Origin of the sequence: Marinobacter flavimaris, from assembly GCF_002933295.1 — a bacterium.
GTDB classification, from domain to species: Bacteria; Pseudomonadota; Gammaproteobacteria; order Pseudomonadales; family Oleiphilaceae; genus Marinobacter; species Marinobacter flavimaris.
Genome location: NZ_PSSW01000023.1, coordinates 1 through 15,648 on the forward strand (window position 1 = coordinate 1; position 15,648 = coordinate 15,648).

Genomic DNA, 15,648 nt, shown 5'->3' on the forward strand with positions numbered 1-15,648 from the left:
ACAACGTCAAGATGAGTGTTACCCTGATTGCTCCGATCGCCATGGAAGATGGCCTGCGCTTCGCGATTCGTGAAGGCGGCCGTACCGTTGGTGCCGGCGTAGTCTCCAAGATCATCGAGTAATAGACTCGAGAGTAAGTGCACTGAGTTGTTTCGGTGCAGGCCAGTAGCTCAATTGGCAGAGCAGCGGTCTCCAAAACCGCAGGTTGGGGGTTCGATTCCCTCCTGGCCTGCCATTTTTTAACATCCGGATACATAAGTTGATTCCTATGGAGTCAAAAGCCGTTCAGTCAGCCAGCCGTTTCGATTTCGTGAAGTGGCTGGTTGTTTTCGTTCTGATCGCCATCGGTGTGGTGGGGAATCAGTATTATAGTGCCGAGTCTCTGCTGTATCGGGTTCTGGCTCTTGTAGGTCTCGCAATTGTGGCGGCGCTTGTTGCCCTCCAGACCGACCGTGGTCGTCGCTTCGCGACGCTGCTGAAGGAAGCGAGAGTCGAGATCCGGAAAGTGGTATGGCCCACCAGGCCCGAGCTCGTGCAGACGACAGCGATTGTTGTGGTGTTTGTGCTCGTTGTGGCTCTGTTGTTGTGGGGTATGGATTCGCTGATCAGCTGGCTGGTCGCCGGGTTTATCGGTTAACAGGAGTGGGCAATGGCTAAGCGCTGGTACGTCGTTCATGCGTATTCTGGCTTCGAAAAGCAGGTGATGCGCACTCTCAGGGAGCGCGTTGCGCTGCACGAGATGGAAGACCGTTTCGGCGAGATCCTGGTTCCGACCGAGGAAGTCGTCGAAATGCGAGAAGGGAAGAAGCGCAAGAGTGAGCGCAAATTCTATCCCGGGTACGTACTGGTCCAGATGGAAATGGACGATGCGACGTGGCACCTTGTGAAGAATACTCCGCGTGTTCTTGGTTTTATTGGTGGTACCAAGGATAAGCCTGCACCGATCACCGAAAAGGAAGCGGAAGCGATCCTTCGTCGAGTCGAAAGCGGTGCAGACAAGCCCAAGCCGAAGACGCTGTTCGAGCCGGGTGAGATTGTTCGCGTTGTTGAAGGTCCTTTTGCGGACTTCAATGGTGTGGTTGAGGAAGTTGACTACGACAAGAGTCGGGTCAAGGTTGCCGTTCTGATTTTTGGTCGTTCAACTCCGGTAGAGCTGGAGTTCGGGCAGGTCGAGAAAGACTGACCGGTAACGGGAAAGCTGAAAGCTCGCGCGCTCAAGCGACGCGGGCTTTTTGTGTCTGCTCTTAGCAGTTGTAAAAACGGGGAGCCGAAAGGCGTTTGAACCCACAGGAGATCTATCATGGCAAAGAAAATTGAAGCGTACATCAAGCTTCAGGTTGCTGCCGGCAAGGCCAACCCGAGTCCCCCCGTTGGTCCTGCACTGGGTCAGCGCGGCGTAAACATCATGGAATTCTGCAAGGCGTTCAACGCCCAGACTCAGGACATGGAGCCTGGTCTGCCGATTCCGACCGTGATCACCGTTTACAGTGATCGCAGCTTTACCTTTATTACCAAGACTCCGCCTGCACCGGTTCTTCTCCTGAAGGCCGCTGGCATCAAGAGTGGCTCCGGTCGTCCGAATACCGAGAAAGTCGGTACCGTGACCCGCGAGCAGCTTGAAGAAATTGCCAAGACCAAAGAGCCGGACCTGACTGCAGCCGATATGGACGCAGCGGTACGTACCATTGCAGGAACAGCCCGCAGCATGGGCCTGAACGTGGAGGGCCTGTAACATGGCGAAGCTGAGCAAGCGTCAGAAGCTTATTCGTGAAAAGGTAGACTCTACCCGTTCCTACTCTGTCGACGAAGCAGTTGCACTGCTGGTTGAGCTGGGCCAGAACGTGAAGTTCAAAGAGTCTGTCGACGTAGCCGTCAATCTGGGCGTTGACGCACGTAAATCCGACCAGGTTGTCCGTAGCAGCACTGTTCTGCCTCACGGCACCGGCAAAACCGTTCGCGTTGCTGTATTTACCCAGGGCGCCAATGCCGAGAAAGCAACGGCTGCTGGTGCAGACGTTGTAGGCATGGACGATCTGGCGGACGAAGTTAAGAAAGGCAACATGGATTTCGACGTGGTTATCGCCACTCCGGACGCCATGCGTGTTGTTGGTCAGCTGGGCCAGATTCTTGGTCCCCGTGGCCTGATGCCGAACCCGAAGGTGGGTACTGTGACTCCTGACGTCGAGACTGCGGTCAAGAACGCCAAGGCCGGTCAGGTTCGTTACCGCACCGACAAGAACGGCATTATCCACGCTCCGCTGGGTAACGTTGAATTCTCTGCGCAGACCATCAAGGAAAACCTTGAAGCTCTGGTAGCAGATCTGAAAAAGGCCAAGCCGTCGTCGGCGAAAGGTGTGTATCTCAAGAAGATCACCATTTCTTCGACTATGGGTCCTGGCCTGACTATCGATCAGAGCGGTCTCGCTATTTGATCCTTTGATCGGTGGTTACTTTGTAGTCTGGGCGGAAGCCAAGGCTGTCAAAGACCGCAGGCCCCCGAAGCACTTTCGGTCTGACTGGAAGTGCTGCAAGGGTTAAAGCAACGCCTGCGCAGACGGTGTGAAGACGTTCTCTCTGAACCCAAACACCGTTAGGAGCCCCGCGAGGGGTATATGTGGGTTTGCCGGGAAGACCCGGCGAAATCGAGGAGAAATCCAGTGGCAATTAGACTCGAAGACAAGAAAGCGATCGTCGCTGAAGTCAACGAGACTGCCGGTGGTGCTCTGTCTGTGGTTATGGCTGACTACCGTGGTGTTACCTCTGGTGACATGACGGCGCTTCGTGCCAAGGCTCGTGCCGAAAACGTGCGTCTGAAGGTTGTTCGTAACAACCTGGCGAAGATCGCGATTCGCGGTACCGAGTTCGAGTGCATCGACGAAGCCCTGGTCGGCCCGACCATTCTGGCATTCTCTATGGAAGATCCGGGCGCGGCAGCGCGTCTGTTGAAGGATTTTGCCAAAGAGAAAGAGGCGTTCGAGATTAAGGCACTGGCCGTCGGCGGAGAGCTGATGGGTGCAGACCAGATCGACCGTCTTGCCAAGCTGCCAACACGTCACGAAGCGCTGACAATGCTGGCCGCAGTAACACAGGCACCGATCACCAAGCTGGCACGGACACTGAACGAAGTTCCTTCGAAAGTGACTCGTGCTGTAGCGGCAGTTCGCGACCAGAAGCAAGAAGCTGCTTGATTCTGTTGAACACCATTTTTTATATTTTTGGGAGAAAGTCATGGCTCTGTCTAACGAAGACATTTTGAACGCAATCGCTGAAATGAGCGTAATGGACGTAGTTGCGCTGGTTGAAGCAATGGAAGAAAAATTCGGTGTTTCTGCCGCTGCAGCCGTTGCTGCTGCGCCGGCAGCTGCTGGTGGTGGCGAAGCCGCTGCTGAAGAGCAGACCGAGTTTGACGTTGTACTTACCGGTCCTGGTGAGAAGAAAGTAAACGTAATCAAGGCCGTTCGTGAACTGACTGGCCTGGGTCTGAAAGAAGCCAAGGAAATGGTCGACAGCGCTCCTTCCGTTATCAAGGAAGCAGCTAGCAAAGACGACGCTGAAGAAGCCAAGAAGAAGCTTGAGGAAGCAGGCGCTTCTGTTGAGCTCAAGTAAGAGTCGGCTGTTGATCGAAACCGTGCGATAAGCATGGACAGGCTGGTGGCTATGGGCCACCGGCCTTTTTCTGTTGTATATGCTATAGAGTCTGGTGAGCAATTGCAGGTTGATGTCAGATCTATAACCTACAGCCAGAGTCTTGTTCAAGACGGCGCGATAAGCCGAGCAATTCGGCCCCGAAGCAGAACATTGGTTGCTTCTTGATACCAGGTATCAGGTCTAAAGCTGGGGAATGCAGATGACTTACTCCTACACTGAGAAAAAGCGGATTCGCAAAGATTTTAGTAAATTGCCTTCCGTGATGGACGTCCCCTATTTGCTGTCTATTCAGCTGGATTCGTTCCGGGACTTCCTCCAAATGGAAGCCGCTCCTGAAGACCGCCGGGAAACCGGTCTTCACGCAGCATTCAAATCCGTATTCCCGATTGTCAGTTACTCTGGCAATGCCGCGCTCGAATACGTGAGCTATCGTATTGGCGAGCCGGTTTTTGATGTCAAGGAATGCCAGCTTAGGGGCGTAACCTATGCAGCGCCGCTGCGGGTGAAGGTCCGCCTTATCATTTACGATAAGGAATCGTCCAACAAGGCGATCAAGGACATTAAAGAGCAGGAAGTCTACATGGGCGAGATGCCCCTGATGACCGAGAACGGTACCTTCGTTATCAACGGTACCGAGCGCGTTATTGTTTCCCAGCTCCACCGGTCTCCGGGTGTGTTCTTCGATCACGACAAGGGCAAGACCCATTCCTCCGGCAAGCTGCTGTATTCTGCCCGGGTGATTCCTTACCGTGGTTCCTGGCTGGACTTCGAGTTTGATCCGAAGGACTCCGTGTTCGTTCGTATCGACCGTCGTCGTAAGCTTCCGGCATCCATTCTGTTGCGTGCCCTGGGCTACACCTCCGAGCAAATGCTGGAGATGTTCTTCGAAACCAGTAAATTCAGCCTGGGCGCGGAAGTGTGCAAGCTGGAGCTGGTGCCGAGCCGTCTGCGTGGCGACATCGCAACCTTCGATATCAAGGACAATGACGGTAACGTGATTGTCGAGGAAGGTCGCCGGATTACGGCCCGCCACATCAAGCAGTTGGAAAAAGCCGGCATCAACGAGCTTGAGGTGCCGACCGAGTACCTGTACGGCCGTGTACTGGCGAAAGACATGATCGATCAGGCTTCCGGTGAAGTCCTGGTGGAGTGTAACTCCGAGCTGACAGAAGAGCTGGTTACCAAGATTCTCGACGCTGGCGTGAAGGATATCGAAACCCTTTACACCAACGATCTGGACTGTGGTCCGTTCATGTCTGACACCCTGCGTATCGATCCGACTCGCACGCCGCTCGAAGCGCTGGTTGAGATCTACCGGATGATGCGCCCGGGTGAGCCGCCCACCAAAGAGTCGGCTGAGAACCTGTTTAATAACCTGTTCTTCTCTGAAGAGCGCTATGACCTGTCTGCGGTTGGCCGGATGAAGCTGAACCGCCGTCTGCGCCGTGAAGAAAGCACAGGTGAGGGCACCCTGACCCACGAAGACATCATCGACGTTCTCAAGACCCTGATCGACATCCGTAACGGCCAGGGCAATGTGGATGATATCGATAACCTGGGTAACCGTCGTGTTCGCTGTGTTGGCGAAATGGCGGAAAACCAGTTCCGCGTTGGCCTGGTTCGGGTTGAGCGAGCGGTTCGTGAGCGTCTGAGCCTTGCTGAAAGCGAAGGGCTGATGCCGCAGGACCTGATCAACGCCAAGCCGGTAGCAGCCGCGGTTAAAGAATTCTTCGGCTCAAGCCAGCTGTCGCAGTTCATGGACCAGAACAACCCGTTGTCCGAGGTCACGCACAAGCGTCGTATCTCTGCGTTGGGCCCAGGTGGTCTGACCCGTGAGCGTGCAGGCTTTGAGGTTCGTGACGTACACCCGACCCACTACGGTCGCGTATGCCCGATCGAGACGCCGGAAGGTCCGAACATCGGTCTTATCAACTCGCTGGCGACTTACGCGCGCTCCAACTCCTACGGTTTCCTCGAGAGTCCGTACCGGAAAGTTGAGAACGGCGTGGTAACCGATGAAGTGGTTTACCTGTCCGCTATCGAGGAGAGCAACTACGTCATCGCCCAGGCCAGTGCTGCCATGGACGAGAAGACCAAGCGTCTGACCGACGAACTGGTTACCGTTCGCCACCAGAACGAATTTACCGTTACTCCGCCGGAGAGCGTTAACTTCATGGATGTATCTCCGCGCCAGGTAGTATCGGTCGCGGCATCCCTGATCCCGTTCCTGGAGCATGACGACGCCAACCGGGCACTGATGGGTGCGAACATGCAGCGTCAGGCGGTTCCGACACTCAAAGCTCAGGTTCCCCTGGTAGGAACCGGTGTTGAGCGTACGGTTGCCCAAGACTCTGGCGTCTGTGTATCGGCTCGCCGCGGCGGTGTGATCGAAAGCGTTGACGCTTCGCGCATCGTGGTTCGTGTCAATAACGAGGAAACCGAAGCGGGTGATGCAGGTGTGGATATCTACAACCTGACCAAGTACACCCGTTCGAACCAGAACACCTGTATCAACCAGCGCTCCATCGTGCGTCAGGGCGATATTATTGCCCGTGGCGACGTGCTGGCAGACGGTCCCTCTGTGGATTTGGGTGAGCTGGCACTGGGGCAGAACATGCGCATCGCGTTCATGCCCTGGAACGGTTACAACTTTGAGGACTCCATCCTCATTTCCGAGAAAGTGGTGCAGGAAGATCGCCTGACCACCATCCACATTCAGGAACTGACCTGTGTGGCTCGGGACACCAAGCTGGGTAGCGAAGAAATCACCGCGGATATTCCGAACGTTGGTGAAAGTGCGCTGTCCAAGCTGGATGAGTCCGGGATTGTTTATATTGGTGCTGAAGTGGGCCCCGGTGACATTCTGGTAGGCAAGGTCACACCGAAGGGTGAGACCCAGCTGACGCCGGAGGAGAAGCTGCTGCGTGCCATCTTTGGTGAGAAGGCGTCCGATGTTAAGGACACCTCTTCCCGCGTGCCGACTGGCACCCGCGGCACCGTTATCGACGTGCAGGTCTTTACCCGCGACGGTATCGAGAAGGATCAGCGTGCCCAGTCCATCGAGAAAGAGCAGCTGGACCAGTATCGCAAGGATCTGAAAGACGAGTACCGGATTGTTGAAGGTGCGACATTCGAGCGTCTGAACAGTGCGTTGAAAGGGCAGGAAGTGATCAGTGGGCCGGGCCTGAAGAAAGGCGCCACCCTCGAAGAGAGCTACCTGGCCGAGCTGCCGCGTTCTGACTGGTTCAAGCTCCGGATGAAAGACGAGAGCCTGAACGAGCTGCTGGAGAAATCCGAGCAGGGTCTGGAAGATCGCAAGAAGGAACACGAAGCGCGCTTTGACGACAAGAAAGGCAAGCTTCAGCAGGGCGACGACCTCGCACCGGGCGTACTGAAGATCGTCAAGGTATACCTGGCTATCAAGCGTCGTATCCAGCCGGGTGACAAGATGGCCGGTCGTCACGGTAACAAGGGTGTTATTTCCTCGGTGATGCCGATCGAAGACATGCCTTACGACGAGCACGGCAACACGGTTGACGTGGTTCTGAACCCGCTGGGTGTTCCCTCGCGGATGAACGTAGGTCAGGTGCTTGAGACTCATCTGGGTGCTGCAGCCAAGGGTCTGGGTGAGCGTATCAGCCAGATGCTGGACGAGCAGCGCAAGGTGGCTGAATTACGCAAGCTGCTGGATGAGATCTACAATCACTCAGACGAAGTGTTCAAGGTGGACCTGGATTCCCTGTCCGACAAGGAAATCCTGGAGATGTGCCACAACCTTCGCGGCGGTGTGCCCATGGCAACGCCGGTATTCGACGGTGCCAAGGAAGCCGAGGTCAAGCGCATGCTTGAGCTTGCGGGACTGAGCACCACCGGTCAGACCATGCTGTATGACGGTCGTACTGGTGATATGTTCGACCGCCCGGTAACGGTTGGCTACATGTACATCCTGAAGCTGAACCACCTGATCGACGACAAGATGCACGCTCGTTCCACCGGCTCTTACAGCCTGGTTACCCAGCAGCCGCTGGGTGGTAAGGCGCAGTTCGGTGGCCAGCGCTTCGGTGAGATGGAAGTGTGGGCTCTCGAGGCCTACGGTGCAGCTTACACGCTGCAGGAGATGCTCACCGTCAAGTCTGATGACGTGAACGGTCGGACCAAGATGTACAAGAACATTGTCGATGGCGATCATCGGATGGAGCCGGGCATGCCCGAATCCTTCAACGTTCTTGTCAAGGAAATCCGCTCGCTGGGTATCGACATCGAGCTGGAATCCGAGTGAGCCGAATTGTTTTTGGCAGCGTGAGCGGGCACGACCAGTGCCCGCCCGAGATTAACGCCATCCGGAGCTTTTACTGATGAAAGATTTGCTGAATCTTCTCAAGAGCCAGAACCAAAGCAAGGAATTCGACGCCATCCGTATTGGCCTGGCGTCGCCTGACATGATCCGTTCCTGGTCCTTTGGCGAAGTGAAGAAGCCTGAGACCATTAACTACCGTACCTTCAAGCCGGAGCGCGACGGTCTTTTCTGTGCCAAGATCTTCGGCCCGATCAAGGACTACGAGTGTCTGTGCGGTAAATACAAACGCCTCAAGCATCGCGGTGTTATCTGCGAGAAGTGTGGCGTTGAGGTTGCGCTGGCCAGTGTCCGCCGTGAGCGCATGGGCCACATCGAGCTGGCCAGCCCGGTCGCGCACATCTGGTTCCTGAAGTCACTGCCGTCCCGTATCGGTCTGATGCTGGACATGACCCTGCGCGATATCGAGCGGGTTCTGTACTTCGAATCCTTTATTGTTATCGATCCGGGGATGACCACCCTGGAGAAGGGCCAGCTGCTGAACGATGAGCAGTACTATGAAGCCCTGGAAGAATTCGGTGACGAGTTCGACGCCCGCATGGGTGCCGAAGCGGTCAAGGAGCTCCTTGAAGGTATTGACCTGCAGGAAGAGGTCGACGCCCTTCGTGAGGAGATTCCGCAGACCAACTCCGAAACCAAGATCAAGAAGTTTAGCAAGCGTCTGAAAATTCTTGAGGCGTTCCTGTATTCCGGCAACAAGCCAGGCGACATGGTCATGACCGTGCTGCCGGTGCTTCCGCCGGATCTGCGCCCGCTGGTACCGCTGGACGGTGGCCGCTTCGCGACCTCTGATCTGAACGATCTTTACCGTCGGGTGATCAACCGGAACAACCGTCTCAAGCGCCTGCTGGAGCTGAACGCTCCGGATATCATCGTGCGTAACGAGAAACGGATGCTGCAGGAAGCCGTTGACGCGCTGCTGGACAACGGACGCCGTGGCCGGGCCATTACCGGCACCAACAAGCGCCCGCTGAAGTCCCTGGCTGACATGATCAAGGGTAAGCAGGGTCGTTTCCGTCAGAACCTGCTTGGTAAGCGTGTGGACTACTCCGGTCGTTCAGTGATCGTGGTCGGTCCGTACCTGCGCCTGCACCAGTGTGGTCTTCCAAAGAAGATGGCACTGGAACTGTTCAAGCCGTTTATTTTCTCCAAGTTGGAGCACCGCGGCCTGGCGACCACCATCAAGGCCGCCAAGAAGATGGTCGAGCGCGAGGAAGGCGTGGTCTGGGATATCCTGGACGAAGTCATCCGTGAGCACCCGATCATGCTGAACCGTGCGCCGACCCTGCACCGTCTGGGTATCCAGGCGTTCGAGCCGGTTCTGATCGAAGGCAAGGCGATCCAGCTGCATCCGCTGGTGTGTGCGGCCTACAACGCCGACTTTGACGGCGACCAGATGGCGGTTCACGTACCGCTGACCCTGGAAGCCCAGCTCGAAGCCCGTGCGCTGATGATGTCCACCAACAACGTGCTGTCGCCGGCCAACGGCGAGCCGATTATCGTGCCGTCCCAGGACGTGGTACTCGGCCTGTACTACATGACCCGTGAGCGCAAGAGCGCCTTGGGTGAGGGTATGGTGTTTGCCGACGTCAAAGAGGCGCATCGTGCCTACGGCGCTGGCAAGGTCGACCTTCAGGCGATCGTCAAGGTTCGCGTGAAGGAAGTGGCGATTGCCGAAGATGGCTCCCGTACCGAGCAATACAAGATTGTTGATACCACGGTTGGTCGTGCTCTGCTGTTTGACATCGTTCCTGATGGCCTGTCCTACGAGCTGGTCAACAAGCCGATGGTCAAGAAGGCAATCTCTAACCTGATCAACACCTGCTACCGTGATGCCGGTCTGAAAGACACCGTCATCTTCGCGGATCAGTTGATGTACATGGGTTATCACTATGCGACCGTTTCCGGTATCTCTATTGGTTTCAACGATTTCGAGATTCCGCCGGAGAAGTACGAGCTGGTTGATGCCGCATCCGCTGAGGTGAAGGATATCGAAACCCAGTACGCGTCCGGTCTGCTGACCCAGGGCGAGAAGTACAACAAGGTTATCGACATCTGGTCACGTGCCAACGATAAAGTTTCCAAAGCCATGATGGAGCGTCTGGCGAAGGAGCAGGTTATCGGGCCTGACGGACAACCGGTGAAGGGCGAGGACGGCGAATACCTGATGCAGGAGTCGTTCAACTCGGTTTACATGATGGCCGATTCCGGCGCCCGGGGTTCCGCGGCCCAGATCCGTCAGCTGGCCGGTATGCGTGGCCTTATGGCCAAGCCGGACGGCTCTATTATCGAAACGCCGATCACTGCGAACTTCCGTGAAGGTCTGAACGTACTCCAGTACTTCATCTCCACTCACGGTGCCCGTAAGGGTCTGGCGGATACCGCTCTGAAGACCGCGAACTCCGGTTACCTGACCCGTCGTCTGGTAGATGTCTCCCAGGATCTGGTCGTTACCGAGCCTGACTGTGGTACCGACGAAGGTCTGCTGATGACGCCGCACATCGAAGGTGGCGACGTTGTAGTACCGCTGGGTGACCGGGTTCTGGGTCGTGTGACCGCCCGTGATGCGTTTACTCCGACCGACAAGGATAACGCCGTTATCGAAGCCGGCACTCTGCTGGACGAGAAGGCCGTTGAAACCCTCGAGCGGGCCGGTGTGGATGAAGTCTGGGTTCGCTCTGCGATCACCTGTGAAACCCGCCACGGTATCTGCTCCAAGTGCTACGGCCGTGATCTGGCCCGTGGTCACGAGGTTAACGTCGGTGAAGCTGTGGGCGTTATCGCTGCGCAGTCCATCGGTGAGCCGGGTACCCAGCTGACTATGCGTACCTTCCACATTGGTGGTGCGGCCAGCCGGGCGTCCGCGGTGGACAATATCCAGGTCAAGCATGGCGGTACCGTCCGTCTGCACAATATGAAGTCGATCGAGAAGGCCGACGGTACTCTGGTGGTGATTTCCCGTTCCTCCGCGTTGGCCATTGCCGATGACCAGGGTCGTGAGCGTGAATGGTACAAGCTGCCATACGGTGCTGTTCTATCCGTCAAGCACGGTGATGCGGTTGAAGCGGGCGTTGTGGTTGCCAAGTGGGATCCGCACACCCACCCGATCATCGCCGAGGCTGGTGGTACCGCGAAATTCGTCAACATGGACCAGGGCATCACTGTCCGCACCCAGACCGACGAATTGACGGGCCTGTCCACCATGGAGGTCATCGACTCCAAGGAGCGTCCTGCAGCTGGTAAGGACATTCGTCCTGCGATCCAGCTCATTGATGAGAAGGGTGAAGAAGTGGAGCTGCCAGGTGGCGGTACTGCGATCTTCTTCCTGCCGGCAAACGCTCTGGTCACCATGGCCAACGGTGCGCGGATCGAACTGGGTGACGTGGTAGCACGGATCCCGCAGGAAAGCTCCAAGACCCGGGATATCACCGGTGGTCTGCCGCGGGTTGCCGACCTGTTCGAGGCCCGTCGTCCGAAGGAATCCTCCATCCTGGCTGAAATCAGCGGTATGGTCTCGTTCGGCAAGGAAACCAAGGGCAAAAAGCGTCTGGTTATCACACCGAAGGATGGGGATGCTTACGAAGTTCTGATTCCGAAGCACCGTCAGCTCAACGTCTTCGAAGGCGAGACCGTTGAGAAGGGTGAGGTAATCTCGGACGGTCCGTCCAACCCGCACGATATTCTGCGTCTGCTGGGTGTGGTTGAACTGGCCAAGTACATCACCAACGAAATCCAGGACGTTTACCGGCTGCAGGGTGTTGTCATCAACGATAAACACATTGAGGTTATCGTTCGTCAGATGCTGCGGAAGGTGGAAATCACCGATCCCGGCGATACCACTCTGCTCTCCGGCGACCAGGTGGAAATCACCCAGGTGCTGGAAGAAAACGAGAAGGCCGATGCCGCCGACAAAGAGCCTGCACGGTTCGAGCGTCTGCTGCTGGGTATCACCAAGGCTTCCCTGGCCACCGAGTCGTTCATTTCTGCGGCTTCGTTCCAGGAAACTACCCGGGTACTCACCGAAGGTGCGGTTACCGGTAAGCGTGATTACCTGCGCGGCCTGAAGGAAAACGTTGTGGTTGGTCGACTGATTCCGGCCGGTACCGGTCTGGCATACCACAACGAGCGTCGTCGCAAGCGTGACCTGGAAGAGCAGGGCGTAACCGCGGCCGACGTGGAAGAAGCTCTGAGTGCCGAGCTCAACCGCGAAAGCTGAGTTGGGACGACGCGCCGCCTCCGGGTAGTTACCTACCCGAGAGGTGGTCAAAAAGAGACCAGTCATCTTGACTGTCCGGGGGCGCAGGCTTACACTTGCGTCCCTTAAATTTTACCCCCTGCACAGGGGGTAAGTTTCATTGATATGGTTTTTTGGAGTTTGCTTACATGGCAACGATTAATCAGTTGGTGCGTAAGCCTCGTAAGCGCAAGGTAGCCAAGAGCGATGTTCCTGCTCTCCAGGCCTGCCCTCAGCGCCGTGGTGTGTGCACTCGTGTGTATACCACAACGCCGAAGAAGCCGAACTCAGCACTGCGTAAAGTGTGCCGTGTTCGTCTGACCAACGGCTACGAGGTTTCCTCATACATTGGTGGTGAAGGTCACAACCTTCAGGAGCACAGTGTTGTGCTTATCCGTGGCGGTCGAGTAAAAGACCTTCCGGGTGTGCGCTATCACACTGTTCGCGGAACGCTGGACACCCAGGGTGTACAGAACCGTAAGCAGGGCCGCTCCAAGTACGGTGCAAAACGACCCAAGTCCTGATGTCCCGAGCGGGTGTCTTTTATCGTTGCTTGTCAGAACGGTAAGAGTAAGGCTGAGTAGCATTTGCTATCTCAGGGGTTCCTGAAGACCTTTTAGATATATAAGGGCTTATCGATGCCTAGAAGAAGAGTTGCAGCTAAACGGGAAATTATCCCGGATCCGAAATTCGGCAGTGCACGTCTTGCCAAGTTCATCAACCACGTGATGGAAAGTGGCAAGAAGTCTACCGCAGAGCGCATTGTTTACGGCGCTCTGGACATTGTTGCCGAGAAATCCAAAGAAGAGCCGATCGACATGTTCGAGAAGGCCCTGGAGAACATCCAGCCGATGGTTGAGGTTAAGTCCCGTCGTGTTGGTGGTGCTACTTACCAGGTGCCTGTCGAAGTACGGCCTTCCCGTCAGAACGCGCTGGCAATGCGCTGGCTCGTAGAATATTCACGGAAGCGCGGTGAGAAGTCCATGGCTCAGCGTCTGGCTGGTGAAATCCTGGACGCCGCTGACAGCAAAGGCTCCGCTGTTAAGAAGCGTGAAGATGTTCACCGCATGGCAGAAGCCAACAAGGCGTTCTCTCACTTCCGTTTCTAATCAGCCGAGGTTTATACAGTGGCACGCAAGACTCCTATCAAGCGTTACAGAAACATTGGTATTTGTGCGCACGTTGATGCGGGCAAAACCACGACCACCGAGCGGGTACTGTTCTATACAGGTATTTCCCACAAGATCGGTGAAGTTCATGATGGTGCAGCTACCATGGACTGGATGGAGCAGGAGCAGGAGCGTGGTATTACCATCACCTCTGCTGCGACTACGACATTCTGGCAGGGTATGGACAAGCAGTACCCGGAGCACCGGATCAACATCATCGACACCCCGGGGCACGTTGACTTCACTATCGAAGTAGAGCGCTCCCTGCGCGTACTCGACGGTGCGGTTGTCGTGTTCTGTGGTTCCTCCGGTGTTGAGCCGCAGTCCGAGACTGTATGGCGTCAGGCCAACAAGTACGAAGTTCCCCGCATGGTGTTCGTCAACAAGATGGACCGTGCCGGTGCAAACTTCCTGCGCGTCGTCGAGCAGATCAAAAAGCGTCTCGGTGCGAACTGCGTTCCCATCCAGTTGCCGATCGGTGCTGAAGACAACTTCGCCGGTATCGTTGACCTGATCCGGAACAAGGCTATCTACTGGAACGAAGCTGACTCTGGCGCAACTTACGAGCAGAAAGACGTTCCCGCGGAAATGGAAGACGAAGTCGCCATGTACCGCGAGCAGATGGTTGAAGCTGCTGCAGAAGCCAACGAAGAGTTGATGGAAAAGTACCTCGAAGAGGGTGAGCTCTCCATCGACGATATCAAGAAGGGTCTGCGTATGCGTACCCTGGCGAACGAGATCGTTGTTGCTACCTGTGGTTCTGCGTTCAAGAACAAGGGTGTCCAGGCGGTTCTGGATTCCGTTATTGAGTTCCTGCCGGCGCCGGACGAAGTCAAGGCCATCCGTGGTGAAGTTGACGAAGACGGTACCGAGGAGCTTCGTGAGGCGGATGATGATGCGCCGTTCGCGGCACTGGCGTTCAAGATCGCCACAGACCCGTTTGTGGGCACGCTGACCTTCTTCCGGGTTTACTCCGGTAAGCTTGAGTCCGGTAATGCCGTTTACAACTCGGTCAAAGGCAAGAAAGAGCGCGTCGGTCGTATGGTTCAGATGCACTCCAAGGATCGCCAGGAAATCAAAGAAGTACTGGCGGGCGACATCGCTGCTGCGATCGGCCTGAAGAGCGTGACCACCGGTGACACCCTGTGCGACGAGAATCACAAGATCATTCTGGAGCGCATGGAATTCCCGGAGCCGGTAATCTCCGTTGCTGTTGAGCCGAAGTCCAAGGCGGACCAGGAAAAGATGGGCGTTGCCCTGGGTAAGCTGGCTCAGGAAGATCCGTCGTTCCGCGTTCGTACCGACGAAGAATCCGGTCAGACTATCATCTCTGGCATGGGTGAGCTTCACCTGGACATCATCGTTGACCGTATGCGTCGCGAGTTCAAGGTAGAGGCGAACATCGGCAAGCCGCAGGTGGCCTACCGTGAGCGCATTCGCAAGTCGGTAGACGTCGAAGGCAAATTCGTGCGTCAGTCTGGTGGTCGTGGTCAGTATGGTCACGTCAAGATCAAGCTTGAGCCGTTGCCGCTGGATGATGAAGATGGCGAAAACTTTATCTTCGTGAATGAGATTGTTGGTGGTGTTGTTCCCAAGGAATACATCCCGGCAGTTCAGCAGGGTATTGAAGAGCAGATGCAGAACGGCTGTCTGGCCGGTTATCCGCTGCTGCGTATCAAGGCAACCCTGTACGACGGTTCCTATCACGACGTCGACTCGAACGAGATGGCCTTCAAGGTCGCTGGTTCCATGGCAATGAAGAAGGGTGCCCTCGAGGCGAACCCGGCACTGCTCGAGCCGATCATGCGTGTTGAGGTTGTGACGCCGGAAGACTACATGGGTGATGTTGTAGGCGACCTGAACCGTCGTCGCGGCGTTATCCAGGGCATGGACGAAGGTCCTGCCGGTAAGGTCATCCGTGCAGAGGTTCCGTTGTCGGAAATGTTCGGTTACGCCACCGACCTGCGTTCTGCAACGCAAGGCCGGGCGTCCTATGCGATGGAGTTCTCTGGTTATTCAGAGGCACCTTCGAACATTGCCGAAGCGATCATTAAAAAGGGTTGATCCCCAGGACTTAAGAAACAGGAAGAGGTGTAACCGTGTCTAAATCTAAATTTGAGCGTAATAAGCCGCACTTGAACGTAGGCACCATTGGTCACGTTGACCATGGTAAAACCACTTTGACTGCTGCCCTGACCCGTGTATGTCACGAAGTTTGGGGTACAGGCTCTGCGAGTGCCTTC

13 protein-coding genes and 1 tRNA gene are annotated in these 15,648 nt (G+C 56.0%); all 14 read left to right on the forward strand.

Annotated features, from left to right (window positions below):
• Positions 1–122 (forward strand): EF-Tu C-terminal domain-related protein (locus MDHKLMBL_RS20210; RefSeq protein ID WP_458367906.1); only part of this gene is annotated, 122 nt, incomplete at its 5' end.
• Between the two features lie 37 nt (positions 123–159).
• Positions 160–235 (forward strand) — tRNA-Trp (locus MDHKLMBL_RS20215).
• 33 nt (positions 236–268) lie between these two features.
• Entirely contained in the window at positions 269–637 is a 369-nt protein-coding gene (gene secE, locus MDHKLMBL_RS20220) for a preprotein translocase subunit SecE (RefSeq protein ID WP_008174826.1), read from the forward strand.
• Positions 638–649: 12 nt separating this feature from the next.
• Positions 650–1,183, forward strand: coding sequence for a transcription termination/antitermination protein NusG (gene nusG, locus MDHKLMBL_RS20225; protein ID WP_008174829.1), 534 nt, complete (start codon positions 650–652; stop codon positions 1,181–1,183).
• Positions 1,184–1,300: 117 nt separating this feature from the next.
• A complete protein-coding gene (gene rplK, locus MDHKLMBL_RS20230; protein WP_008174831.1) occupies positions 1,301–1,732 on the forward strand; it encodes a 50S ribosomal protein L11 in 432 nt (143 codons plus the stop codon).
• A gap of 1 nt (position 1,733) precedes the next feature.
• Positions 1,734–2,432, forward strand: coding sequence for a 50S ribosomal protein L1 (gene rplA, locus MDHKLMBL_RS20235; protein ID WP_104272490.1), 699 nt, complete (start codon positions 1,734–1,736; stop codon positions 2,430–2,432).
• A gap of 225 nt (positions 2,433–2,657) precedes the next feature.
• Positions 2,658–3,188 (forward strand): 50S ribosomal protein L10, encoded by a 531-nt coding sequence (gene rplJ / locus MDHKLMBL_RS20240; RefSeq protein ID WP_008174835.1) that lies wholly within the window; start codon positions 2,658–2,660, stop codon positions 3,186–3,188.
• 40 nt (positions 3,189–3,228) lie between these two features.
• Positions 3,229–3,606, forward strand: a complete 378-nt coding sequence (gene rplL / locus MDHKLMBL_RS20245; RefSeq protein ID WP_008174836.1) for a 50S ribosomal protein L7/L12 — start codon at positions 3,229–3,231, stop codon at positions 3,604–3,606.
• A gap of 241 nt (positions 3,607–3,847) precedes the next feature.
• Positions 3,848–7,927: a DNA-directed RNA polymerase subunit beta gene (gene rpoB / locus MDHKLMBL_RS20250; protein ID WP_041646080.1), complete on the forward strand. Its 4,080-nt coding sequence runs from the start codon at positions 3,848–3,850 to the stop codon at positions 7,925–7,927.
• A 76-nt stretch (positions 7,928–8,003) separates the two neighbouring features.
• Positions 8,004–12,218, forward strand: coding sequence for a DNA-directed RNA polymerase subunit beta' (gene rpoC / locus MDHKLMBL_RS20255; protein ID WP_008174840.1), 4,215 nt, complete (start codon positions 8,004–8,006; stop codon positions 12,216–12,218).
• 167 nt (positions 12,219–12,385) lie between these two features.
• Positions 12,386–12,760: a 30S ribosomal protein S12 gene (gene rpsL / locus MDHKLMBL_RS20260; RefSeq protein ID WP_008174844.1), complete on the forward strand. Its 375-nt coding sequence runs from the start codon at positions 12,386–12,388 to the stop codon at positions 12,758–12,760.
• 114 nt (positions 12,761–12,874) lie between these two features.
• Positions 12,875–13,345 (forward strand): 30S ribosomal protein S7, encoded by a 471-nt coding sequence (gene rpsG, locus MDHKLMBL_RS20265; protein ID WP_008174847.1) that lies wholly within the window; start codon positions 12,875–12,877, stop codon positions 13,343–13,345.
• Positions 13,346–13,363: 18 nt separating this feature from the next.
• Positions 13,364–15,469, forward strand: coding sequence for an elongation factor G (fusA, locus tag MDHKLMBL_RS20270; RefSeq protein ID WP_008174849.1), 2,106 nt, complete (start codon positions 13,364–13,366; stop codon positions 15,467–15,469).
• 35 nt (positions 15,470–15,504) lie between these two features.
• Positions 15,505–15,648: GTP-binding protein (locus MDHKLMBL_RS20275; RefSeq protein WP_241956285.1), on the forward strand; the 144-nt coding region annotated here is incomplete at its 3' end.